This window comes from Pantoea stewartii subsp. stewartii (genome assembly GCF_008801695.1).
Classification (GTDB): Bacteria; Pseudomonadota; Gammaproteobacteria; order Enterobacterales; family Enterobacteriaceae; genus Pantoea; species Pantoea stewartii.
In genome coordinates this window covers 1-24,996 of sequence record NZ_VZPF01000031.1, presented here as the reverse complement: position 1 = coordinate 24,996, position 24,996 = coordinate 1, and the positions used below count along the sequence as shown (strand labels likewise).

General features: G+C 52.1%; 19 protein-coding genes and 3 pseudogenes. 9 read left to right on the top strand and 13 right to left on the bottom strand.

Translation table 11 applies throughout. The annotated features are described in order from the left end of the window. Window positions 1–121 precede the first annotated feature (121 nt). The 6 genes from F7Q90_RS11025 to fliF are packed head-to-tail and all read right to left on the bottom strand — an operon-like array spanning window position 122 to window position 6,615. Window positions 122–1,390 (bottom strand): flagellar hook-length control protein FliK, encoded by a 1,269-nt coding sequence (locus tag F7Q90_RS11025; RefSeq protein ID WP_006119570.1) that lies wholly within the window; start codon window positions 1,388–1,390, stop codon window positions 122–124. Beyond that, window positions 1,387–1,830 (bottom strand): flagellar export protein FliJ, encoded by a 444-nt coding sequence (gene fliJ, locus F7Q90_RS11020; RefSeq protein ID WP_006119568.1) that lies wholly within the window; start codon window positions 1,828–1,830, stop codon window positions 1,387–1,389. The genes F7Q90_RS11025 and fliJ overlap by 4 nt, the downstream gene beginning before the upstream one ends. Window positions 1,831–1,858: 28 nt before the next feature. Next, window positions 1,859–3,220, bottom strand: a complete 1,362-nt coding sequence (gene fliI, locus F7Q90_RS11015; protein WP_006119566.1) for a flagellar protein export ATPase FliI — start codon at window positions 3,218–3,220, stop codon at window positions 1,859–1,861. Further along, window positions 3,220–3,915: a flagellar assembly protein FliH gene (gene fliH / locus F7Q90_RS11010; protein WP_006119565.1), complete on the bottom strand. Its 696-nt coding sequence runs from the start codon at window positions 3,913–3,915 to the stop codon at window positions 3,220–3,222. The genes fliI and fliH overlap by 1 nt, the downstream gene beginning before the upstream one ends. Next, window positions 3,908–4,900, bottom strand: a complete 993-nt coding sequence (gene fliG, locus F7Q90_RS11005; protein WP_006119564.1) for a flagellar motor switch protein FliG — start codon at window positions 4,898–4,900, stop codon at window positions 3,908–3,910. The genes fliH and fliG overlap by 8 nt, the downstream gene beginning before the upstream one ends. Further along, window positions 4,897–6,615: a flagellar basal-body MS-ring/collar protein FliF gene (gene fliF / locus F7Q90_RS11000; protein ID WP_006119563.1), complete on the bottom strand. Its 1,719-nt coding sequence runs from the start codon at window positions 6,613–6,615 to the stop codon at window positions 4,897–4,899. Before fliF ends, fliG begins: the two co-directional genes overlap by 4 nt. 233 nt (window positions 6,616–6,848) lie before the next feature. On the opposite strand from fliF, the gene fliE reads away from it, so the two are divergent. Further along, complete coding sequence (fliE, locus tag F7Q90_RS10995) at window positions 6,849–7,160, top strand: flagellar hook-basal body complex protein FliE (RefSeq protein ID WP_006119561.1); 312 nt, start codon at window positions 6,849–6,851, stop codon at window positions 7,158–7,160. 462 nt (window positions 7,161–7,622) lie between these two features. Continuing rightward, window positions 7,623–8,405: pseudogene (locus F7Q90_RS10990) on the top strand (IS110 family RNA-guided transposase); the annotation flags it as partial. Between the two features lie 72 nt (window positions 8,406–8,477). Here the strand turns inward: F7Q90_RS10990 and F7Q90_RS10985 are convergent. Then, the gene (locus F7Q90_RS10985; RefSeq protein ID WP_006119494.1) at window positions 8,478–8,675 is read right to left on the bottom strand and encodes a hypothetical protein; all 198 of its coding nucleotides are present in this window, start codon (window positions 8,673–8,675) and stop codon (window positions 8,478–8,480) included. A 249-nt stretch (window positions 8,676–8,924) separates the two neighbouring features. Between F7Q90_RS10985 and F7Q90_RS10980 the strand changes: the two genes are divergently transcribed. Next, window positions 8,925–9,191: a hypothetical protein gene (locus F7Q90_RS10980; RefSeq protein ID WP_006119493.1), complete on the top strand. Its 267-nt coding sequence runs from the start codon at window positions 8,925–8,927 to the stop codon at window positions 9,189–9,191. Window positions 9,192–9,228: 37 nt separating this feature from the next. On the opposite strand, the gene F7Q90_RS10975 is transcribed toward F7Q90_RS10980, so the two are convergent. Continuing rightward, window positions 9,229–9,468, bottom strand: a complete 240-nt coding sequence (locus tag F7Q90_RS10975; protein ID WP_006119492.1) for a DinI-like family protein — start codon at window positions 9,466–9,468, stop codon at window positions 9,229–9,231. 175 nt (window positions 9,469–9,643) lie between these two features. Between F7Q90_RS10975 and iraP the strand changes: the two genes are divergently transcribed. Further along, window positions 9,644–9,940 carry an anti-adapter protein IraP gene (gene iraP, locus F7Q90_RS10970; protein ID WP_006119490.1) on the top strand — a complete coding sequence of 99 codons (297 nt, stop codon included), beginning with the start codon at window positions 9,644–9,646 and terminating at the stop codon, window positions 9,938–9,940. 130 nt (window positions 9,941–10,070) lie between these two features. Here iraP and F7Q90_RS10965 read toward each other — a convergent pair whose 3' ends face one another. After that, on the bottom strand, window positions 10,071–10,394 hold the full coding sequence (locus F7Q90_RS10965; RefSeq protein WP_006119488.1) for a DUF6388 family protein: 324 nt from the start codon (window positions 10,392–10,394) through the stop codon (window positions 10,071–10,073). Between the two features lie 241 nt (window positions 10,395–10,635). Here F7Q90_RS10965 and yedD point away from each other — a divergent pair, with 241 nt between their 5' ends. Then, on the top strand, window positions 10,636–11,094 hold the full coding sequence (gene yedD / locus F7Q90_RS10960) for a lipoprotein YedD (RefSeq protein ID WP_006119487.1): 459 nt from the start codon (window positions 10,636–10,638) through the stop codon (window positions 11,092–11,094). An 82-nt stretch (window positions 11,095–11,176) separates the two neighbouring features. Here yedD and amyA read toward each other — a convergent pair. The 4 genes and pseudogenes from amyA to fliD all read right to left on the bottom strand — a co-directional run bounded on the left by amyA (window position 11,177) and on the right by fliD (window position 14,866). Then, window positions 11,177–12,581 (bottom strand): annotated as a pseudogene (amyA, locus tag F7Q90_RS10955) (alpha-amylase). 103 nt (window positions 12,582–12,684) lie between these two features. Then, window positions 12,685–13,044 (bottom strand): flagellar protein FliT, encoded by a 360-nt coding sequence (fliT, locus tag F7Q90_RS10950; protein ID WP_006119486.1) that lies wholly within the window; start codon window positions 13,042–13,044, stop codon window positions 12,685–12,687. Further along, window positions 13,044–13,454, bottom strand: a complete 411-nt coding sequence (gene fliS, locus F7Q90_RS10945; RefSeq protein WP_006119484.1) for a flagellar export chaperone FliS — start codon at window positions 13,452–13,454, stop codon at window positions 13,044–13,046. Before fliS ends, fliT begins: the two co-directional genes overlap by 1 nt. Before the next feature lie 14 nt (window positions 13,455–13,468). Next, on the bottom strand, window positions 13,469–14,866 hold the full coding sequence (fliD, locus tag F7Q90_RS10940; RefSeq protein ID WP_006119483.1) for a flagellar filament capping protein FliD: 1,398 nt from the start codon (window positions 14,864–14,866) through the stop codon (window positions 13,469–13,471). A 252-nt stretch (window positions 14,867–15,118) separates the two neighbouring features. On the opposite strand from fliD, the gene F7Q90_RS10935 reads away from it, so the two are divergent. The 4 genes and pseudogenes from F7Q90_RS10935 to F7Q90_RS10920 all read left to right on the top strand — a co-directional run bounded on the left by F7Q90_RS10935 (window position 15,119) and on the right by F7Q90_RS10920 (window position 24,751). Next, window positions 15,119–16,048, top strand: a complete 930-nt coding sequence (locus F7Q90_RS10935) for a flagellin N-terminal helical domain-containing protein (RefSeq protein WP_006119482.1) — start codon at window positions 15,119–15,121, stop codon at window positions 16,046–16,048. Window positions 16,049–16,234: 186 nt separating this feature from the next. Beyond that, window positions 16,235–19,927 (top strand): glycosyltransferase, encoded by a 3,693-nt coding sequence (locus F7Q90_RS10930; RefSeq protein ID WP_006119481.1) that lies wholly within the window; start codon window positions 16,235–16,237, stop codon window positions 19,925–19,927. A gap of 130 nt (window positions 19,928–20,057) precedes the next feature. After that, entirely contained in the window at window positions 20,058–23,531 is a 3,474-nt protein-coding gene (locus F7Q90_RS10925) for a glycosyltransferase family 2 protein (RefSeq protein WP_006119480.1), read from the top strand. A 76-nt stretch (window positions 23,532–23,607) separates the two neighbouring features. Next, window positions 23,608–24,751 (top strand): annotated as a pseudogene (locus tag F7Q90_RS10920) (DegT/DnrJ/EryC1/StrS family aminotransferase). Window positions 24,752–24,996: the final 245 nt, after the last annotated feature.

Here is a 24,996-nt window from a genome sequence, read left to right as displayed (position 1 = left end):
TTACTTCCTGTGAATTATGGGCGAGCCTCTCGGCTCACCTGAACAGATTATCGCGTGTCTTAAGTCAAACAATGGCAAGAAAAGACACGGGTTTTACGCTTACCTTCAGCGTTTGTCGCTGTCAGGCAAAGGTGTCGACGGCGCCCTTACCGTTTAACCGGGCCTGAAGAGCCTGCGGTACGGCAATCGGCGTGATGTCGTTATCACTGTCCTGGGTCAGAGAGAAGCTGCCGTGCTGTCCGTCGCGACGCCCCTCCTGCTGATGCTGGAAGCTTTGCCCTTGCGCGAAACTGTCACTGCTGACCTGACTCTCACCCAGGTTAATACCATTTTCAGCCAGCGCAGTGCGCAGCTGAGGAAGCGCGGCTTCCAGTGCAGCCCTGACATGGCTGTGACCTGAAACCATATTTAACTGTGCCTGATCGTTATTCAGTTTCAGGCTGATCTGGATCGCACCGAGATCTTCTGGATGCAGGCGTAACTCCGCATTCTGCTGGCCGTTACGACTGAACATCACAATTTGTTGACTCAGGGCCTGCTGCCATTCATTGCTACCCAGGTGGGCATTCAGCATCGGCGTAGACGGCGTGTTCATCGACGCAGAGGCCGTGAAGGGTTGCATAACGCTGCTGGCGCTGGTTATCGGCGCGGCAATCATCGTCTGATTATCGCTGGCTGCAGCGTTTATCGGACGCTCATCCTGCTTGTTGACGCTGCTCAGTATCTGCTGAAAACTGGCGTCTGTAGTCAACTGTGCCGGTGTCGATGCGGTTTGCGTCGTGGCTGCGGGCGTTACCCCACGGCTGGCCTGGTCAACGTTACTGGCCAGGAGACCGCCATCCTGCACCTTGCTGTTTTTCGCGTCTTTGTCATCACCGCTCAGTGCCGTGGTCACCGCCTGCGTCAGTGCCGATAAGGCAGAACGCGGTCCGGCATCGCGTTGCATATCCACGTCACGCGTCGTCGTGCTGTCTTTCACGGCCTGTTGCAAGCCGGTTGCTGGTAACATGGCAAACAGCGCCTGAATATTTTGCATATCGCTGCTGTTCAGCGCGGCCTCTTTCGCGTCACCCTTATCATCGGCTGATTTTGTACCGGCTTTAATATTTTCCGGTTTAAACAGCGCACTGAGTGCAGTCGGGTTTTCCAGCGAAGAGATCAATGCATTCAACGACGTGGCAACCTTGCTGTCGTCATCAGCGACGCTATTTTTTTCTGCTGCAACCGTGGTTTTACTGTGCAGTTTCGCCAGGGAAAGCAACTGATTTCCCAGCGTAGTGATAAAGTCCTTCGGTAGCGCCTCGCCACCGCTCAGCAGATCGGTAGTCCCCGATGTTTCAGCGGTGCCGGTTGTTTTCGTTGTCAACGCAATGTTTGGCAGCGTAATCATTCGCCTTTCCTCAGTGCAGCCCGTTGGGCAAATTCATCCATCCGTTTCTGGTCGAGACGGTTTTCTTGTCGTAATGCATTTTCTTCTGCCCGGGTAATCAGCGTCTGATAGGCATTGAGGCGTTGTTGTTTTTCACGCCAGTTAACCAGTGCCTGTTCAAGCCGTTGATTCCATTGCTGCAACTGACTGCGGTGTTGCTCAATGGCTTTTTCCAGCGTCTGAATGAACTGGTGATAGTTCGTCCAGCGGTTGCTGGCAATACCGCTGGACATGTCGCTGTTCAGCTTGTTGCGGTATTCATCCTGATAGTCAAGCAACATACTGAGCTGCTCGTTTGCAGCCTGCTGGCCACGCCGCATATCGCCTAACAGCACGGCGGCGCGTTCAAGATCCTGTTCCGCCAGGTCACGCAAAGTGTAAATGGCATTGACTGTTTTCATTACGATGTCCTCATATCAAACGCGCGAATTAACCGAACAATGCATGTAAATGCAGGCAGGCATCGTCGTACTCACTGCGCTCAAAAATGCCTTGTTGCAGGAAGGCTTCCATCTGCGGATAAAGCTGAATGGCTTTGTCCAGCATCGGATCGCTACCGGCGGCATAGGCACCGACGCTGACCAGATCCCGGTTGCGCTGGAAACTCGAGAGCAACTGTTTGAACTGGCGCACGCGTGCATAATGGTTTTCATCAATCAGTGACGTCATGGCACGACTGATTGAGGCTTCAATATCAATCGCCGGATAATGGCCGGCTTCGGCCAGACGACGTGACAGCACAATGTGGCCGTCAAGGATGGCACGCGCAGAGTCAGCAATCGGGTCCTGCTGATCGTCGCCTTCGGTCAGCACGGTATAAAACGCCGTGATCGAGCCGCCGCCATCGATGCCGTTACCCGCGCGTTCAACCAGGGCGGGCAGTTTGGCAAATACGGAAGGTGGATAACCTTTGGTGGCCGGCGGCTCACCAATCGCCAGCGCGATTTCACGTTGCGCCATGGCATAACGTGTCAGCGAATCCATGATTAATAAAATATGTTTACCGCGATCGCGGAAATCTTCCGCAATGCGCGTGGCGTAAGCGGCACCCTGCAGACGCAGTAGCGGTGAGACATCTGCCGGCGCGGCGATGACGACCGAACGGGCGCGGCCTTCAGCACCTAAGATGTTTTCAATAAAGTCTTTAACTTCACGGCCACGTTCACCGATTAAGCCCACCACGATCACATCGGCCAGGGTATAGCGCGCCATCATGCCGAGCAGCACACTTTTACCCACGCCTGATCCGGCGAACAAGCCCATACGTTGTCCCCGGCCAACGGTGAGCAGGGCGTTAATCGCCCGAACGCCGGTGTCCAGCACATCGGTAATGGGCGTGCGCTGTAAAGGGTTAAACGGCGGTGTGTTCAATGGGGCACGGTAGCCCGTTTCCGGGGAAGGCAAGCCATCCAGTGGGCGGCCGCTGCCATCAAGCACCCGGCCTAACAGCTGTGGCCCCAGCAGCAGCTGTTTACCTGAATGAGGGTTATCGCCGGTGGTACGGGCATAAACGCGCGCGCCGGGCAGAATGCCGTCCACTTCTTCCAGCGGCATCATCAACAGTTTCTGACCGTTGAAGCCCACGACTTCGCTTTCAATTTCGCTAATCGTTTTACCGTCATTACGTTCAATCACACAGGTCGAACCGAGCGGCAACTGCAGGCCGGTTGCTTCGAGAACCAGGCCGGTGGCACGCGTCAGCCGTCCATAGCGACGAACAGGTTGCACCTGCGCAATACGACTTTCGAAGGCATCAAGCGAGCCCAGCCAGCGGTTCAGACGAGTGGTCATTAAAACTCTCCAGGTGCGGCAAGACGGCACAGTTCCTGCCAGCGGGTTGCCACGCTCGCGTCAAGATCGCCGTCTTCGGCACTGAGCTTGCAGCCGCCGGGGTGCAGTGTATTGTCAGCCAGTAAACGCCAGCCGTGCAGATCAAGCGTTGGCCCCAGTGTTTGTTCAATCCTCAGCAGGTCATCAGGATGCACCCGAAGCTGCGGCTTACCGCTAAACATGGGCTCCTGCTGCAGTAAGCCCTGAATCTGGCGCAGCAACGCACTGCCATCCACCGTGGTGGCCTGACCAATCACCGAACGCGCGGCTTCCAGAGCCAGCTGCATCAGGCGGGCAGCAATGACGCTGTCCAGCGATTCCAGCGTATTTTGAAATTCCGTCACCAGCTGCTGCATTCGCGCCTGTAAGGGAGCCTGCTGTTGCTGCGCATCAGCAAGGCCTTGCTGAAAGCCCGCGTCATAGCCGGCTTTCTGACCTTCATTAAACCCCTGCTGATGGCCTTCGCTGTAGCCTTGACCGTGGGCTTCTTTACGCAACTGCTGCTGCATCTGCTCAAACTGCTGTTGCTGTTCGTCTTCTTCTGATTCGAAGAATTCGATTGCGGGTTCACCCTGAATCGTCGCGGGCTCTTCAGGACGCCCCAGTTCTACAGGCTGCCACAGTTGCCAGGGGCGGGCGGAAAATGCATCAGACATAGGTTTCCTCGCCGCCACCGATTACCATCTCGCCGGACTCTGCCAGACGACGCACCACCAGCAGGATCGCTTTCTGTTCGTTCTCTACTGCAGACATACGTACCGGACCACGGTTGGCCAAATCGTCGCGCAGGATATCGGCCGCACGGGCTGACATGTTTTTGAGGAACTTCTCGCGCAGCGGCTGCTCGGCACCTTTCAGGGCGATCAGCAACTGCTCGGATTCCACTTCCTGCAACAGACGCTGGATACTGCGGTCGTCCACTTCCACCAGGTTTTCGAACAGGAACATCTCGTCGATAATTTTCTGTGCCAGTTCGCCATCGAAGTCGCGTACCGCTTCGATAACCGCTTCTTCCTGCTGCGTTTTCATCAGGTTGATAATTTCGGCCGCTGTTCTCACGCCGCCCATCTTCGCACGCTTGAGGTTGGTACCGTCGAGCAGGCTGTTCAGGACTTCGGTCAGTTCTGCCAGCGCTGCCGGCTGCACACCACCGAAGGTAGCAATACGCAGCATGACGTCATGACGCAGGCGCTCATCAAACAAGGCCAGAATATCGGCAGCCTGACCACGTTTCAGGTGGACCAGGATAGTCGCGATGATCTGTGGATGCTCGTCGCGAATCAGATCGGCTGCGGCCTGCGGTTCCATGAAGTTGAGCGTTTCCATACCACTGGTGGTATCGCGGGTTTCAAGGATATCTTCCAGCAGGCTTGACGCACGCTCTTCACCCAACGCCCGGGTCAGCACGGAGCGCAGGTAATCGTTCGAGTTGAGGCTCAGTGCCGCGAACTGCTCGGCATCGCCTTCAAACTCACGCAGCACTTCGGTCAGTTGCTTATGCGAGACCTGACGCATGCTGGCCATCGCGGCACTCAGATGCTGAACCTCACGCTGGTTCAGGTGCTTAAAGACTTCCGCCGCGCGTTCTTCACCAATGGTCATCATCAGAATGGCGCTTTTTTCAGTACCGGTCAGACTCATAGTTCGTTACTCATCCATTCGCGAATCACCAGCGCAACAACGCGCGGATCGTTTTCAGACATGTCGCGGATACGCTGGCTCATGACTTCAGCGCTCATGCGGTTATTAGATTTACGTTCCTGCTCAAGTTCATCTTTGCTGAGCTGGACGCTGTAAGCTTCCTGATCGTTCTGCTGAGCAGCACGGGCAGCCTGAGCTTCTGCAGCGGCCTGCTCTGCGGCTTTCTTACGCAGAACATGCGGACGCACCATTTTGCGATACAGGATGAACGCCACCAGCGCAACCAACAGCCATTTACCTGCATTAATCAGCTGATTAAAGAACGACTGCTGTTGCCAGAAGGGCAGTTCAGTTGATACAGGCTCGGTGGTATTAAACTGCGAGTTCACCACGTTGACAGTGTCGCCACGTGTCTGTGAATAGCCCATGGCTTCGCGCGTCAGGTTTTCAATCTGCTTCAGCTGCTGCTCATTCAGCGCAATCGCTTTGCCTTTATCGTCTTCGCGATAGTTCACCACCACGGCAACAGACAGGCGCTGCACGTCACCCACATTCATCTTGGTATGACGAATGGTACGATCCAGCTCATAGTTCACCGTATCATCACGGCGCGAGTTGGTCGGTACACTGCTGGTAGAGGCTGTGCTGGTCCGTTGACCATTGGCCTCATTGTTCTGACCATTGGCATTCTGGCCATTGGCAGCATTGTTATTGGCCGTATTGATCGGGGCCGTATTGGCTGGCGCAGGCTGGTTAGACAGTGCGCCCGGTACGCCGCCCGGATAAGGGCTGCCCGTCTGCTCGCTGGTGCTGGTCTGCTGAGAGCGAATAGACGCGTTTTTCGGATCGCCGTTCGGCTGGTACTTCTCATCCGTCTGTTCACTGGTATCGAAGTTAATCTGTGCCGTTACCTGCGCATGGACATTGCCCTGGCCCAGAATCGGGTTAAGGATCGCTTCGATACGTTGCTGGTAACGCGCTTCGACTTCGGCGGCATATTTCAGCTGTGCATCGTTCAGATCACGGCCTACTGCGTCAGAACGGGTTAACAGATGACCGCTCTGATCGACTACGGTCACGTTCCCCGGCGGTAAACCGGCCACGCTGCTGGAAACCATGTGCGTGATGGCCTGAATCTGACCTTCATCCAGCGCACGGCCTGGCTGCAGAGTTAACGTCACAGACGCGGAGGGCGCTTTTTGCTCACGTACGAACAGGGTTGGTTTAGGCATCGCCAGATGGACGCGCGCCGTTTTCACCGGCCCAAGAGATTCGATAGTACGTGCCAGCTCGCCTTCCAGTGCGCGCTGGTAGTTCACCTGCTCGCTGAACTGGCTGATACCGAACTTCTCTTTATCCAGCAGTTCAAAACCGACGTTGCCACCTTTTGGCAGACCCTGTTCAGCCAGACGCAGGCGCAGCTCATGCACCTTATCTTCCGGCACCATTAATGCACCGCCGTTATCCGCGAAACGATAAGGGACATTCATTTGCGTCAACTGCGTGACAATGGCACCCCCGTCCTCATTGGACAGGTTGCTGAACAATACGCTGTAGTTCGGTGTTTTGGCCCAGAGCACCAACGAAAAAACCACAGCGATAGCGGCTGCGGCTGCGACGATTAACGGAATACGTGGATTGGCACGCAGGCGAGCGAGAAGGTCACCAAAGCCTTTCGTTTCTTCATTTTGTGTGGCGGCTGCACTCGCATTCATGACCGATTCCTGCCTGACGTAATTGACCGGGTTAGTTGTGATGGCAAAACAGACTCCCTGACCTGCTTAAATAAAATTTCTACTTCAATGCCTGGCATTATTTGATGAAACGCAAAATTCGATGGGTGAATAAGCCACGGTTTTTAGCGTCATTTAGCGGCTTTGTCTTATTGACAATGTGTTAACTTCTCCCCACGTAAAAAATCTTCATCTTTTTTAATGAGGTAGCAACCATGTCAATTCAGGCAATCGACGGTGTTTTACAGCAGTTACAGATGACCTCGCTTCAGGCCAATAACAAAAGCGATGAGGTCAACAGCCATATCGATTTTGGCGCGACCATGAAGGCCGCTCTGGACAAAATCAGCGAAACCCAGACCACCGCCCGTAGCCAGGCGCAGGCGTTCGAAATGGGGAAACCCGGTGTCGCTTTAAACGATGTGATGGTCGATCTGCAAAAATCGTCTATCTCCATGCAGATGGGGATTCAGGTCAGGAACAAGCTGGTTTCGGCCTATACCGACATCATGAACATGCAGGTGTAGTCGGGAAAACGGGTCTTTATTATCAGGTATATGCCTGGCGGCGTTGAGTTGGGACAAGAGCGACACAGAATGTGGCTTTACCAAAAGCACCTTCTTGTTGCTTTATACGTGTTCAACGATGCAATCGTACACCTGATAACCTTTCCTGATGCGTTCAGGCCATGCCAGCCGCGCGCGGTAGCCGAGTTGGGCCTGTCAGGGCAGCGTCTGAGACGCGATTATCGCACCACAACCTGCCTCATCATCCCTTTACTTCAGACATCTACCTGTCGGTGTTTATTCTCCTTGTATATTGAAATTTGATTACCTTAACTATGGTTAGATTTGGCAAGGTTCATGTAGCACGTTTTCCCCTGGGGTTTTGAAGCCCGTCCCGAAGCTATTAGCGCATGAACTGAGCCACTCATCTGAAACCCAAACAGTTGTCCGTACTCCATAACGCATTTGCAAGGATGGGTAATAATGAGTCTGCCAAGTCCACTCTGTGTAGGTATCGATGTTTCGAAAGCAACTCTGGATCTTGCTGCCAGTAGCGCTATTGAGCAATTTTCTGTATGCAATGACGCTGACGGCTTTGATCTCATCATTGCCGAGCTGCGCAAGCGTGATGTTGAACTTGTGTTGATGGAAGCCACCGGAGGACTTGAGGCTGCCGTAGCCTGCGCGCTTCAGGCGGCAGGTTTTGAGATCGCTATAGTCAACCCAAGGCAGGCACGTGACTTTGCACGTGCTATGGGATATCTGGCAAAGACTGATCGTATTGATGCGAAGGCACTTGCACAGATGGCCGAGGTTATTAATCGTCATCCGGAACGGGATCGTTTTATCCGGGCTCTGCCAGACGCAGAACGGCAGGTTCTCAATGCGATGGTCGTTCGTAGACGGCAGTTGATTGCTATGCAGGTCGCTGAGCGCAACCGGTTGTACTTAGCCCACCCTCAAAGCAGAAAAAGTATTAATATCATCATCAAAGCGCTGGAAGATGAGCTTACGCGAGTTGATGATGATATGAAGAACCACATCGGGAATCACTTCAGAGAGCTGTCTGAACGATTGAGTAGCATCAAAGGTATCGGCACCATGACCATTGCCGCATTGCTGGCCGAGGTTCCGGAGTTAGGGAAACTAACGAGACGAGAAATTAGCGCACTCGTAGGCGTTGCGCCGGTAAACCGGGATTCGGGCACGATGAGAGGACGACGAACTATCTTCGGTGGCCGGGCCGGAGTGCGGACCGCTCTTTATAATGGCTGCACCGGCTTCAAAGCATGGTGCAGATCACCGTCTGCCCCGGTTAAGTGGGCAGACGGTGACATGTCATGATGCTTTGAAAGGATCCTTTTTATCATCCTGACTGTCATCATTTTTTCTGGGCACTTCACCGTGATCTTTCGGTGCATCGTTTGCGGGATGATCATCTTCCTCGTAGGCATTTCCCGCATTAGGTGCGGCTTCGGGTAATCCTTTGCTGACATCGCCTTCATGCTTACGTTTATCGTTACTTTGGTTGTGCATCGTTTGCTCCTCTTTGTCGTCCTCTAAGTCTAGACCAGCACAACAAAGCTGTGAGCGGAGACCCGTCAGCATATTTATCATCACGTAAGGACGGGGTATGACACCGCCGTTTTCCGCCTGACCACGGCGAGAAGCCATGTCCTGTAAAAGTGACTTCCGATTATTCCTAATGCAAAACCGCTATATTGTCCTACCTTTAAATCTCCAGACGATATTTTCATTGGAAAAACAACCAAAAGGAAACACAGCATGAGTGATTCAATCGAAACCAAAAGCAAAACCGATTATCTGCGTGACGTGGCATCCCAGTTGAAAGAAATGCGCCACTATGCGCAAACGAACACTGAGACGCTTTCCGCCCATTGGTTAGCCTTTGATGCCGGTGAATACAAGGATGAAGGGAATGCGGCCCGTATTGACGCATTACTGAATAAGCAGGGAACGTTGCTGGAAGATCTGGAGAAAGCCATTCAGGATATTGAAATTGAAATCAACCACAGTGAGCAGGAGAGTTAAGGTATCTCCCGCTAACTGAGGGGTGGCGATTAACAGATTAATCCGCCACCAGCCAAAACTCGGCTTCATCAAACATTTCGTCCACCAGACGCGCGACAGTGGCTTTATCATTCTTGCTGAGGTCGGTTTCTATCGCGTTACGTTCCATCGGTTTCACCTTGACCTCGATGTCAGGAAAAACACGATGCACACGCTTTTGAAGCTCTGCCAATATCATGTCGCGCGCCCCTGGCAGGCCCACGACATTACGCTTATCGTAAATTAACTCTACAAACATAATAACCATCCCTTCAGGGCAAAATCGCGTTGCCATTTTACTGTAAATAAAAACAGTATCAAGCTGATGTTTGCATGAATCCGTTTTTTAGGTCCCGCGTAGAAAAGCATTTTTATCTGGTTTACTCTGAGGGCGCTCTTAACGATATATGCGCTCACTCACCGGGAGAAGTGCAATGCGACAATTGGTTATTGATATTCTGCTTAAACTGGCAAAAATGGATGTCGATGCAAAGGAACTGACTGCTCAGGTCGAAGCGCAGTCATTGCTGGTTGCCGCTTTATTAGTCCAGGCGAAACAAGATAATGCGTTAACGATTTCTGAGACGGTGCAGGATGCCATTGTCACGGCATCGCGTTCCTCATCAGAGTTCATGCAGTCTGATATTGATCTGTTGCTCACGCACCTCAACCGATTACTGGCCGTGGCTAAGTATGTTGAGGTGAGGGGAAAGCTCGAACAAGAAGAGTGATCGCTAACGCTGGCGGCAGAGGGGTTTTCTGCCGCCAGCGAGGCCGTATCAGGGGCATTAACCGTTTGTTGTCACGACGCTGCGCAACGCCATCGCCGTTATTCTTCCTGTCCGCACAGCTGAGGTATAGCTAGAGCTCGTTCTTAATACAAAATTCTTCCCAACTCATTCCCAGAGATTCGGCATGCGATCGGAGATAGGCTTCGATGGCTTCGGCGGCGACGGCTTTATCCGGCTCTGCCAGTTGAATCGAAAAAATCATACCATCAAGATTTTTCTGGCGTAAAAAGGCGGCATAAATGCGTTCGGCGTGCCACTCGCGCAATTCACGCAGGGACATATTGGCGGCACGGGCATCCTGTTCGGTCAGTTCATCGAGTGCGGCCTGAAAATCGGCATGGGCAGTGAAGAACATTTGGCGTGCCTGGGCATAATAAGCTTCTGGAGTTTTCATGACAAATCTCTGAGATGTAATGCAGGGCGACAGTGTAGCCTGTTGTGCCTCCCTTGTCAGGCCGGAGTGGACAGGTTCATTCACAGCGATAAAAGCGGGCAGGGAAGGGAATAAACATCACCCGGTGCGTGATGAATCCAGGAAAAGCGCGCTTTACGTTGATTTCATCCCTCAGATATCTTGCACATCTGGCGGTAAAAATTATAACGTAGCCGCCATTAACCGGATTTAGGGATCAAAGATGAAAAACTGGATGCTGATTGCTACACTGGCGCTGAGTGGCTGCGCACAAATAAACAGTTATCAAAGTGCGGTGCAAACGCCGGCCCCGGCAAATTTACAAGGCAACTGGCAGACGGTTGGGCCGCAGAGTAACCTGATTAGCGACAAGGCGATTGGGAGTCTGATTATCAACGCGGACGGCAGTACGCTGGATTGCCGGCAGTGGCAACGAGTCATTGCGAAGCCAGGCAAATTGACGCAGCTGAATGGCGATTATGTCAATGTTACGCGTCAGTTACGCATCATGACACTGGATCTGGATGGCGGTGAGCTGGATTACGACGGGCTTACGTTGCGTAAGGTCGATCGACCCACGGTGGAATGCCAGAAAGCTTTACAGGAAGCGGCCCAACATCCCGGTGTGGATGTGATTCAGAATATCGAACCTGAGATTATGCGTCCGGTTCTGAACAAATAAATGACGCAAAGCGGTCTTAAGGACCGCTTTGCGCTGATGCGCAGGCTGTTACCGCGCCAGAAAAAGCAGCGGACCTGTGGTTTTATGCCTCAACAACCCAGACACTCACGCTGCCTGCATTACAGCGAAACACGGCGCTGCCGGCGTCGTCCGTCGTAACGGTATAGGATTGATGTCCCAGATAGTCATACCATACTTTCCCGGCATATCCTTCTCCCATTGAAATCTGTTTTTCCCCCGCTTCGCCATTCGACATGATCACAATACAGCCCGGCTTTTCAGCGGTTCCGCTGCGGCTGAACGCGACGCAGTTAGGATGGTCGAAGTAATCGGTTTGCGCGCCCCAGCCAAATTGCTGACGGGCACGAATCAGCCCTTCGAGTTCAGGAATGACCGGCATATCGACCTGATGCATTTCACCGTCTCCGCCTTCATCCTCATAGTGGGCACCGAACAGGTCCGGATAAAAAATGGTCGGAACGCCTTGCTCGCGCAACAGAATCAGCGCATAAGCCAGCGGCTTAAACCAGGCTTCAACGGGCGCTTCCAGAGACTGCAGCGGCTGTGTGTCGTGGTTGGCCACGATAGTCACGGCATGCCACGGGTCGGCTAATACCAACGAGTTATCAAAAATTTTGCTCAGGTCATAATCGCTGCCGGCTTTAGACGCCTGATGAAAATTCATATGCAGCGGGGCGTCAAACAGCAGCGTTTTGCCTTCCACCTGATTGATATATTCCTGCAACTTTTCGGTTTCAAAGGACCAGTATTCCGCCGCAATAAACAGCGGTTCGTTAGCGACGTCCTGAATATGTTCGATCCAGTCTTTGTAAAACCAGGCCGGGATATGTTTTACCGCGTCCAGACGAAAGCCGGTGCAGGGGACCTGCTCCATGACCCAGCGCGCCCAGTATTTGAGTTCTTCGCTCACCGCCTTATTGCGGAAATCAACATTGGCGCCCATCAGATAATCAAAGTTACCTAACTTCAATATGGTCGACCCCGCTAAAACACTTATGATCCCAGATGAATGTCGAGTATTCGCCTGCCCGCGCCGGAAACGTAAACTTTGTCCAGGCTTCGCATTCCACGACCTCGGGATAAATTTCATCACGATTATCCGGGTTAACGCGATTTACGCTCACCTGTTCTTTCTCGTCCGCGCCCATTTTATGGTTGAGAACCACATCCAGCAGCACGCCAATGTTGTGGCTGCGCAGCGCATTGACGGCAGCCAGCAACTGCTGCTTATCACCATATTTGGTGGCGACGCTGCCTTTTTGCTCAAACTCGCCTAAATCGAAGAGATCGTAGCTGTCATAACCCACCGAGTAACCACCGGACTCGCCTTTATAGCAAGGGGGCAGCCAGACCATGTTGATGCCGATGTCATTAAGCAGGGCCGCTTTTTCTGCGACTTCCGGCCACAGCGTGCTGCCATCGGGATAATACCAGTGGAAAAACTGCAAAAGGGTTGGGTTGTGCATGACAAACGTCCAGTCAGAGGAGAGGGAACTGGAAGTATGGGATAAGAGTGAAGAAATTACGCGGGTAAACTAAAAAAAGAGTTTTACCCGCATAAGTCGGCCTTTACTGGTCTTTTGGGTAAAGGATATTACCCGCCATCTTGCCGTAAGAAGAGACAATGTTGTGTTGCTGCGTTGAGGTCGTGACCAGCGAGCGCAGTTCGCTCATACGTTCACCCAGCAACGTCTTCAGCGTGGTTTCATTCTTCAGAATTTGCTCAAGTACCGGGCGAATTTGTGCCCGCTGTAATGCGGACAGCGCACTGGCATCGTTATCACGCGCAACACGCTCGACGCTACTAACGTAAGTTGATTCGCAACTAAGCAACTCATCCCATTGTCCCTGCCGGGCATTTTCCAGCATGGCATTACTGAGCGTGAGTAAGTGTTGATATCCTTTTAGCAGCTCGGGTGGATGACTCATTAAAAGGTATCATGCTGTGGCTGGTAATTAGGGCCAATCTGTTTCCACGCATCCGCAATATTATTGAGCAAGCCTTCGACTTCCGTAATGGCCTCAAGGTCGTTGTTCAGGTTAGTCTGTAACAGACGACGGGTCATATATTCATACAGATCGTCGAGATTAGCGGAAATTTTACCGCCAACCTCATGGTTCAGGCCTGCGCGCAGCCCGTTAGTAATGATATTAATGGCCTTAGATAAGGCGTTACCTTTACCGGGAATATCGCCTTGCTCAATTAAAATGGCAGCTTTTTTCATGGCGCTCAGGGCGCCATCAAAAAGCAGCACGACCAGCTGATGTGGGCTGGCGCTTAATACGGCGCTTTCCACACCTACCTGCGCATAGGCCTGAATACCGGACTTAGCGTACATGCTTACCACTCCTGTTATAGTTTGGCGAACTGCTGGGTCAAATAGTTACCGGTCTGGGTCATGGAGCTGACCAGGGTAGACAGACTGGTAAACTGTGTTTTGTAACGCGCCATAGTCGCCGCAATCTGGCTGTTTACTTCGTCGTACTGATCGTACAGTTTTTTCAGTGAGGTATTAATGCCGTTAGTGGCATTTTGTACCTGTCCGTCACTGGCCAGTATCTGCGTCAGTTTGTTATTTGCCTGTGTGGCAAACCCGGTTGTTTTACCGTCACCCGTCAGAAAGTTCAGGACATCTGTCGGTTGATTGGTCAGGGCTTTGTCCAGTTTGGTGCTGTCCACAGTCAGCTTGCCGTTAACGTCCTGCGTGATCCCTAGTTGTGACAGACTGGTCAGGTTTCCGCTGGCTTGTCCGCTGGACAGTTGACTGCGCAGGCTGGTCTGGATGTTACGTAAGGTATTATCACCCAACAGATCGCCGTTACCGGAACTTTGCGACTCACCCGCTTTCACCGCCGTGTATTTCGTCTGGTTACCGATGGTAGTTTGCAGGGAATTGTAGGCATCCACGTAAGCCTGGATTGCCGCTGTCATTGGCTGATTGTCTGTGGCGACGGTCAGCGTTTCCGGTGTATTTGCAGCGGTGGTTTTCGTCAGGTTGAGCGTGACACCTTCAGGCGCGTCCGTGACGGTATTGCTGCTGCGGGTGATGGACACGCCGTTAATTTTTAACTGCGCATCTTTAGCGGCAACCTGTTCGGTCATCGCGTTGCTGCTGCCACCCGAACTGTTATTAATATACTGGGACAGCGTGCCGTCGTCCGTACTGACCGTCATCGCATTCGCTGTGCCACTGTCGCGTGCAGTCAGAGACAGATAATAGGTATTATCGTCTGCTTTAATAATACTGGCGTTTACGCTGCCTTGCTGTTTATTAATCGCATCGCGAATATCAGACAGGCTGGTTTGATCTTTGCTCAGTGTTACCGTGAGCGGCGATTTCTGCCCAGACTGGGAAATCGTAATCGTGCGAGATGCCAGGCTCTGATCACCTAAATCGGTATCTTTACTGCTGGCTGATTTTGACAGCAGCGATTGCGAAGAGGCGAGTTGAGTAACCTCAATAGAATAGTTACCGGCGGAGGCTTTGCTCGCCAGCGTGGCAGTGAAAGCGGTATTCGTGCTGGTGACTTTCGTAGCCGCAATCGTCGAGGCATTTTGCAATGCCGCCGCCGCGGTCTGCAATTTTGACAGGCCGGTTTTCACCACGCCCCAGGCGGTAAGCTGAGCGTTATAGGACGCCTGCTGCTTAGTAATAGGCGTCAGTTTAGTCTGCTCAGCGGATTCCATGCTGCTGTAGAGAGTATTCAGGTCGAGGTTCGTACCAGCACCGAGTGAACTTACACTTGCCATGCTTTAATCCTTTACGAGTTTACGTTAAGTGAAATGGGTATCGGCAGCGAGTGGCAAAAGATTAGCCTGTTTTTGAAAAAATTGATGGCTGAATAAAACCCCTTTCTTTAATTGTCTTCCCGGATTTGGCTGGCGAAAAATTACTGAATTTTTTTTCTAAAGGTTGAACGAGGGCTGACGATAATCAGGTTGTCGGTAAGCTAGCCGAATTCAGACGCCTAATATGGCTCAATTTTTTAAAGGAAAAACATCATGGCAGTGATTAACACTAACACCCTGTCGCTGGTTACCCAGAACAACCTGAGCAAGTCACAGTCTTCTCTGGGTACTGCAATTGAGCGCCTGTCTTCTGGCCTGCGTATCAACAGCGCAAAAGACGATGCAGCCGGCGAAGCTATCGCTAACCGCTTCAGCTCTAACATCAACGGCCTGACCGTTGCAGCCCGTAACGCCAACGACGGTATCTCTCTGTCGCAGACGGCTGAAGGCGCCCTGACTGAAGTGAACAACAATCTGCAGCGTGTACGTGACCTGACCGTTCAGGCGCAGAACAGCTCTAACTCAGCATCTGACATCGACTCAATCCAGGCTGAAGTTAACCAGCGTATGCAGGAAATCGACCGCGTCACCAAGCAGACCGATTTCAACGGCATCAAAGTTCTGAACACCGGTTCAGGCAGCACCACTTATAACTTCCAGGTTGGCGCAAAAGACGGCGAAACCATCGGTATCACCATCAGCTCAAGCGACGGCTTCGACCTGGCAGCAGCGGGCCAGTCTGGCACCACTCAGAACACCAGCTCAACAACCGGTCAGACCGTTAACGGTAACGCGCGTACCACTTCAGCTATCGGTTTCGACGTGCTGAAAGGCGCAGTAACCGGCGGTACTGGCGGTACTGCAGCAGGTACCACACCGCTGGCTGACATTGACAAGGCGATCAAAGCCGTTGACAACCAGCGCAGCCTGCTGGGTGCGTCTCAGAACCGTTTTGAGTCCACCATCAGCAACCTGAACAACACCGTGACCAACCTGACCGCTGCCCGCAGCCGTATTCAGGATGCGGACTACGCGACGGAAGTGTCGAACATGTCCCGCGCGCAGATCCTGCAGCAGGCCGGTTCTTCTGTATTGGCACAGGCCAACCAGGTGCCACAGACCATGCTGTCTCTGCTGCGTTAATCGCCGCACAGCCCGTCAGATTAAAAGCGCTCTCAGAAATGAGGGCGTTTTTTCTTAATCGGTCTAATTAGCCCGCTTTGCTGTAGCTTTTCCCGCCCTAAATTAATACCCAAAAATTTACAATAGTCTGAAACAGGTAAGGTACTTACGTGCAGGATAGTGCTATGCACAACCAGAGGATGTCAGATGAACAGGCTTTTAATAAGCATTGACCGAGTTGAGCAGTTTTCTCTTCACGTGAATGAGGCGCTCGATATCATTGATGTTTTTTTACCCTGGGGATGGCAGGTGGATATTGTCACCAGTACCTATGGTAAAACGCTGTCGTTTGAACTGGAAAAGTACAAATCCAACCCGGCTTTCCGCATTATCAGTGATAAGCAAGGCACGCTCGCTGATGCTTATAGCCTCGTCTGGGTCTATAAGGGTTTTATTGCACAAAAATTGTTACCCGTGCTGGAAACGTTAACAGGCACGGCCCCGGTAATTTTCCGCCACTTTTATGATTATCATGATATTTATATGCCGTGGGGCGCTGAGCTGGAAAATCAGCTCGCCTCCCTGTCATTGAGTTTGTCACCTGTGGTGTCAGAACGTTTGCTGCAAAACGGACTGCTATCCAGTCAGATCGCTGTTTTGCCGTTTACCGTTCCCTCCGCATTCAGTTGCTATCCATCTCGTAATGCCCGCACCGCGCTCAAGCGAATACTTTATTACGCCCCGGATATTTCCGCCGAAATGTATGAGCTGCAACAGCAACTGAAAAGTCAGTCCATTACGCTGGAATGGTTCGACTGTAGCCAGCCTGTGAGTCGGATTGAGCCTGAGTGGCTGGATAACTACGATATGGTCATGGGTGGCGATGAAATTGTGGCCAAGGCATTAATACTGGGTATTCCGGTATTTTTAGCGTCTACAACCGGCGTGGAAGGTTATCTGAACGCGCATAACCTTCAGGAGTTTGAACAATCGCATTTTACCGTGGTGAATCTGCAGTTTTGCCCGGAGACGGAGGAATGGATCGCCGCACTCAAACGTGGTTTCAGTGAAGCCGTGGCATGGAGCCGGGCGAACCAGGGCCGCTTTGGCGATAAATGGACGATGCCTGCTGCGATCCAGACTATCCTCAGCCAGCTCCCTGCGCCCAAACGCTGGTCCATGGATGACCCGGCGCAACATGCGTTACGCTTTCACAGACAGTCCGTCCTGTCCTGGGCCGATAAAAATTACTCTATTGAGCAGTGGCTGAAAGACAGGTCAATTACCGAAGCCCGACGCGCAGCATTACAGTCATTTATTCAGTCTGTGCCCGAAAGTGGCGACATCGGGATCGTGATCATTGATGAAAACGGCGATGCCGCAGCCTGTGAACGTTCCCTTGCCGCCGTCAGGCAGCAAACATTGCCGCCCGCGACGGTCATGTTACTGAGCGATGTCGACATTGCGTTAAATGAGGGGACGATAAGCGCCTGTGCCTCAGGCTGGGTCGCTGAACTTAACGAGGTCGTTTATCACCAAACCGGGCCAGCCGCGCTGCTGCTGGTGATGGCAGGGGATGAGCTTTTGCCTGACGCGTTGCTGTTGCTGGCAGAGCAGCGTTTGCGACGCCCGGAAACGGCTGTGTGGTATGTCGATGAAACCTTTAATGATGATATGAATGAGCCGGGAGCGATTCTTCGTCCCGATCCCAATATCGATCTGTTAAGAAGTACGCCTTACGTAGGCCGCACGTTGCTGTTTGACCGCCGGAAAGTGCAGGCGGCGGGGAAGGGCGAGGATGCCGTCAATACTCTGATCATGTATGAATGGCTGTGGCGTTGCATTGAAAATCAGGGACCGGGCGCGCTTGGACATGTGTCAGATGTCGTAGTCAGAGGCCAAAAAGAGAACGGGCGCTGGCATGAAGCGCAGTCCTGTGAAGCCTGCTATCGGCGCGTTGTCGAGGCGCATTTACAGCGTTTAGGGATAAAAGTGTCACTTGATGCCGGCGTGAATCCCGGTTTTGCACGGGTGCGCTATCAGTGGGACACGCAGCCTCTCATTTCCATTATCGTCTCCACGCGTGACCATGCCGCCTTACTCCGTGCCTGCATCGATACGTTGATGGAGAAAACGCGTTATCCCTATTATGAATTACTGATCGTCGACAATCAGTCCGTGGATGCGCAGGCCTGTACCTTTCTCAACGATCTCGACAAACTCAATATCGAACAGATTAAGGTACTGCGTTACGACGCGCCGTTTAATTTCGCCGCCATGCATAATCGCGCGGCAGAGCAGGCGAAGGGCGACGTCCTGTTGTTCCTGGATAACGACTGCCAGATTACGCAACCTGACTGGCTGGATGCGCTGCTGGAGCATGCACTGCGGCCAGAGGTCGCATTAGTCGGGGCGCGCCTTGAATACCACGATGGCCGGGTTCAGCACGGTGGTTATCTGCTGGGTGTACAGAACGGCGTTGACAGTCCGTGGGAAGGGATGCAGGAACATGCCAGAGGTTTCCAGAGCTATCTGCAAACGGAGCACAATCTTGCTGCAGTGAGTGCGTCCTGCATGATGGTCCGCAAAGACGTGTTCTTTAGTCTGGGTGGCTTTGCTGAGAACGATTTCCCGCTTTACTTCGCGGATGTCGATTTGGGGTTACGTGCGCAGCAACAAGGTTACTTAAACGTCTGGACGCCGTGGTCGCGTGTTCGCCATATGGGCGGTGCAACGCGGTTGATGCCAGAAAAGTTCAACGTACAGGAAAGGCCGTTTCAGCATGACTATAGTCGGCTTCGCCAGCAGTGGCGCGCCACGCTGTTAAAGGATCCCAGTAACCATCCGCTGATGCAGCGGGCAGGTAAACCGTTTACGCTGGGTGCAGGGACGGCGCGTTTTCAGCAGCCGCTGCCGGGCAGGCCACTGCCTGTCGTGCTCGCACACCATGTCGACTGGCAGGGATGTGGCAATCACCGCATCCTGCAACCGTTCAAGGCCATGGAAAGTCAGTTGCTGCTTGAGGGCGGACTCACTCAGCAAATTCCCGGCGTAATGGAAGTCGCACTTTTACAGCCTGATATTATTGTGCTGGAGTCGCTGAGTGGCGGTCGTTTCCCGTCGGTCATGGCGCAATATAGCGACGTCTGCGATGCCAAAATTGTGGTTGAGTACGACGACTACCTGCTCAACGTACCGGTAAAAAATGGCAACCGTAACCAGTTCCCTAAACAGATTGTCAAAAATCTTCGCAAAGTAATGGAGTGCGCGGACTGGGTGGTTGTGTCAACCGCACCGTTAGCGGATGCCTACAGCCGTTTCCATCATGACATCCGCATTGCACAGAACCGTCTCGCAGAAGGTCAGTGGGGCCATTTGACCAGCCAGCGCGGCGTGGGGCGTAAAGTGCGTATCGGCTGGGCGGGCGGCAGTACACATGCCGGTGACCTGCAAATTTTGCTGCCGCTTATCAAGGAGCTGGAAGACAAGGTTGAATGGGTTTTCATGGGAATGAAACCGCGGGGCGTGCACTGTGAGTTCCACACTGGCGTGCCGTTTGATATGTACCCCGAAAAGCAGGCCAGCCTGAACCTGGATCTGGCGCTGGTGCCGCTCGAAGTCAACCAGTTCAATGAATGCAAAAGTAATTTGCGGTTACTGGAGATCGGCACCTGTGGCGTGCCGATCATTGCCACCAGTATCGAACCCTATCGTTGTGGCCTGCCCGTCACGCTCGTTGAAAACCGCTTTAAAGACTGGATGGGCGCTATACGCGCGCACCTTGCGGATATGGATGCCACTCGTCGTCTGGGCGATCAACTTCGCGCGGCGGTCCATCAGGACTGGTACCTGAGGGAGCAGGGATTAAACGAATGGCAGAGAGGTTGGCTTTCTGCCTGAGACAGTGGCGGCGCGTCGTCCTGATGATGACGCCGTCGTTACATGACCGGACATAACGTCTCCATAGAGACACACAACGTTCAGGCAACGCCAGCTTTTCATTGTCGCGCCTGTAGAAAAAGAGGCTGTTATGCGTGGGTTCACCTTTCCTTACTTACTTCTGGCACCGGATTACATCGAATCTTCATCCGGCGTTCAGGTTATCCATCAGCTCTGTCACATGATTAATGAACAGGGCGGTAAAGCCTGGATGGTTAATTGCCGCGTGAATCCAGAATGGAATACGCCGGTGATAAACAGTGAAGACTGGAAAGTTATTCAAAACAGCGGGCAACCCTGGATTGCCATTTACCCTGAAATCGTATCGGGTAATCCTCTTTCCGCGCCCGTATGTGTTCGCTATATGCTGAACCGGGAAGGCGTGATCATGAATAACCGGATCCATGAAGGACCGGATGATTTATTTTTCTGGTACCGCAATGAGTTTGCTGAAAAAGCCGTTGACCCACAAATATTGGGAATCGAATCCTTTGATCTGCAATTATTTTGTGACGACAACCCGCAGAAAGACCTGAATATCCTCTACCTGAATCGTGTGCCTGAGTCGGTCGTTGATTTCAGCCAGCTACCCGCGGATACCAAAATCTTGTCCATGGCAAACCCATTGACGCTGAAAGAACTTGCCGTTGTGCTCAAGCGTACGCGCGTATTTTATTCGTATGAGTCCTCGGGCACCTGCGCAATGGCGATTTTATGCGGAAGTCCTGTAGTTGCGTTAACCGCACCGGGTTATGAAAAGTATGCCATTACGCAGGAAACCTTGCGTGACAACGGTGGCGCTGGATTTTGCTGGGAAAACACCCAGGAAGCTATTGATACCGAGCGCCAGAATTTATGGAAGATGCGAGACTATTTTCTGGTCCGACGCGCGCGAAGTCAGCAACAGTTTGAAAACTTCGTTACGTTGACACAAGAAAAGGCCGAACAACGTGCCGCGCAGGATAAGCGACACGCTTTGAATGACTGGCTGTATAAGCGGCAACTTCCGGCTCCTGCTGAAGAGGTGCAGAGTCCTTCATCACTGCCACTCCTCAGAATGCTGATTGCCGTCCAGCCAGGCAGCGAAGCGGACAGGACCTCGACGCTGAATGCCTTATTGCCTCAGTTAGATCAGGTAACAGGATGCACCGTTTTACTGGCGACGCCGCAGGAAACGTGCCACGTTTCTGACGATCGTGTCTTTCAGATTCGGTCTGATGTGTGGCTGAATGAAATTAATTGTCATCTGGAGCAGAACGTTTACGACTGGATATACGTCGTTCCTGCCGGGTGTCAGTTTACAGCGGAAAGTTTACGACTCCTTGCTGAGGCCTTGCACAGCAGAACGGGATGCGCCTTTGTTTACGCGGATGAAGGCCTCTCTGACAAGGAAGGGAAAATTCATCCTCATTTTAAGCCTGCATTTTGCCCGGACCTTTTTCTGAGTCAGCCTTCACTCTACCTTAAGCGCGGGATCTTCGCGCGAAACGCCTTGATGGCTATCGGCGGGTTTAATGCTGATTTATCCGCGTGCTATGAGCTGGATGCGATTACGCGACTGTTAGCTACGCGCGATAGCAACGTGTTTGGTCATGTTTCAGAGGTCTTTACCGTGACGCCTCTGAACAGCTGTGTGGCACAGGATCTGCAGCAGGAACATGCTGTGTTGCAATCTTATCTTCAGCAGCAGGGCTTCAGCCAGGGTGTAGTGGAGCACCAGCCGGGTAAGCCGTGGCGGTTAAAATACAGCACGGAGCCGGTTATTTCGCTCAGCATCATACTTGTCGCTGGCACAGATATCCATCAACTGCAGTGTTGCATCACTACGTTATTTGAACAAACCCATCAACCGGTATGCCAGTTGATTGTTATTGTGACGCCGGCGACCTCTGAGGCCATCACGGCCTGGCTGACGACAAATTTGTCAACAGCGTCGGTTAACATCAACATCCTGAAAAGTCATGGCAGCCAAACCCAGGAAGCGGCGATTAATGAGGCAGTAGGGCAGGCAGAAGGCGAGTTTCTGCTGTTGTTGGATCCCCGTGTTTTATTTGTCAGCCGCGGCTGGCTGGAGGCGCTGGCATGTCATGCCCTTCGGCATGATGTTGTCTGCGTCGCGCCTCATATTATCAACCTGGACAGTCAGATCTTATGTGCCGGAGAAATTCTTGGGGTCAGGGGCCTGTCCTTCCCCGTTGGTTATGCCGAAAGATGGGGCAATGCAGGCTACCTGTCACGCTATCAAAGCGACTGTAGTTATTCGACGTTGGCCACAGACTGTCTGTTAATCAGAAAAGACAGATGGCTGGAGGTCGGTGGATTTGATACGGCTTATACACAACCTCTGCTGGCCAGACTGGACCTGAATCTGCGACTGGTTCAGCAGGGCGGTCGGGCAATATGCACACCTTACAGCGTTGTAGCAAAACAGGAAGCCGTGACGGACTTTCCGCCACAATATGCGTTGTCGCCTTCACAGGAACTTGACCGTTTCTATCACGCCTGGCTCCCTGTTCTGGCAGATGATCCGGCTTATAATAAAAATTTAAGCCTGAACAGAACCCTTTTTACCGCAGACAGCACGTTAGTCACGGGCTGGAACCCGCTCAAACCTGGCGAAACACGCACCGTCATTTTTATCGCGCAGGATCAGAATAATACTGGCGTGCAGCGATTTATCATCGCGCTGGACAGGCTGATGAATGCCGGTGGCGTCAAAAGCGTGCTTCTTGAACAGATACCCTCCGCGCCAGAATTATTGCGGCATCATCCTGACGAGCTCGTTATCAGCGGCGAACTGACGGATCTCGCCTGCCAGACAATCAGGCAACTCAAAAACGCCATAACCTGTCGTGTTCATTATCTTATTCAGGACGATCCGAATGCGCGGAAATATAAAAAATTAATTGAAGATAATTTTATCGATAACTGGCTAACGTACAGCGATGCACTGGCCAATTGGCTCAAAAAGCGCCATAAACCTGTCGTTATTCTTCCTAATGTTTTAGTGCAGCCCTGTCAGGATAGGGTTAAGCAGAAAAAAGACAAATGCCGTGTCGTGTGTTTCACATACGATCTCAGGAAGAAAGATTATGAATTACTGACTCCAGCGATAACGGCAAGTGCGGAAAAGCTTGACTGGATTGTCATTGGACATTGTCCGCCGGAATGGCTGCCTTATATCAGGGAAACTTACCGTTTTCAGACTGAGGCCCGCCTGGTCGCGCAGTTGCTGCATTGTGACGCCGATATCGCCGTGCTTCCGCGCTGCAACAATGATGAAAACCGTTACAAAGATAACAACGTACTCATGCAGTTAGCGGTAATGGGGATACCGGCGATGTATAGCGATCATCCTACATTCGGTGAGTCCGTTCCCGGCTGGAGAGTAAAACATAACCCGAACGCCTGGAAAGAGGCTATCGCAACGCTTTGTGCTGATACGTCGCTGAGTGACACGCTCAGTCAGCCATTGAAAGAAAAAGCGTATAACGAGGTAAACCAGGACGCGCTTATGACACTTTTCGGCCGGATACAGGCGTTATCTGAAGCCACTCAGGCATAAATGACGTGCAGAGACAGCGCGCCAGATAAAAGCCCTGTACGCATTCAACAATTATTTAAGGTCAGGAAGTTATCCGATGAAGATAAACAAACCCTCATCAAATGTGCTGGTGACAAGTCCTCTTCTGCCGCCCCTGGAAGAGTTCCTGCCTTATTTAGAACGTATCTGGGACAGTAAACAGCTCACAAATGGTGGTCCGTATCACCAGGAGCTGGAACGGGCCCTTGCCGATTATCTCGGTGTCGAGCACCTCAGTTTGTTCGCGAACGGTACCCTGGCGCTGGTGACGGCGCTAGAGGCGCTCAGAATAACGGGGGAGGTGATTACCACTCCCTATTCTTTCGTCGCGACATCCCATTCCTTATTATGGAACGGCATAAAACCCATATTCGTCGATATTGATCCTGTTACCTGCAATATCGATCCTGAAAAAATCGAATCCGCCATCACGCCTACCACCAGTGCAATTTTACCCGTTCACTGCTATGGCATTCCCTGCGATGTCGAACGCATTCAACGTATTGCCGACAACTACGGTCTGAAAGTCATCTACGATGCCGCGCACTGTTTTGGTGTTAAACAAAAAAACGTCAGTATCCGTGAATCACGGCGATCTTTCTGTTTTAAGCTTCCATGCGACAAAGGTATTTAACACGTTTGAAGGCGGCGCCATTATCTGCCCAAATGAAAAAATCAAACGACGTATTGATTATTTAAAGAATTTTGGCTTTGCCGATGAAACCACGGTGGTTGCGCCGGGTATCAATGGCAAAATGAATGAAGTTCAGGCGGCATTTGGATTACTCCAGCTGAAGCATGTGGATTCAGCGCTGGCTAAGCGTAAAGTCATCTACGAAAAATATCAGCAGGCATTAGGGCATATACACGGACTTACGCTACTACCGCTCGTTGATGAAACCGACTGGAACTATGCGAATTGCCCGGTCTTTGTTCACGCGGGATTATTCCCGATGACGCGTGATGAACTGTATCATCACTTCAAAAGCCAAAATATTTATGTCAGACGGTATTTTTATCCGCTCATCTCCGATTTCCCGATGTACAAAGGCTATGAATCATCGGCTCCTTCAAATTTGCCGGTGGCCAGTCAAATTTCTCAGCAGGTGTTGTGTTTACCGGTGCATCCGAACCTGGCGGAAGCGGATCAGGATGAGATTATTAACATTATTATGCGCGCCAGCAATGTGAATGCTGCGTAAGCCTTCAATCCGGATCTTTATAAGCCTGTCAGGCAAAAGGGAACATGCTTTTGCCTGACGCTGCAGATCTCACATGCTTTCCATCTGCACGATCTTGCTTTCTTAACCGTTTCTCATCTGTAAGCGTCACATTTAAACCGTCTGTGCAGCGGGCTCCGGTTCCGGGAAAATAGTGTCCATCATTTTTTAATGGACACTATCGCGTGAAACACCGGACATGGCTCCTTGAGGCGCTTCGCCTCCAT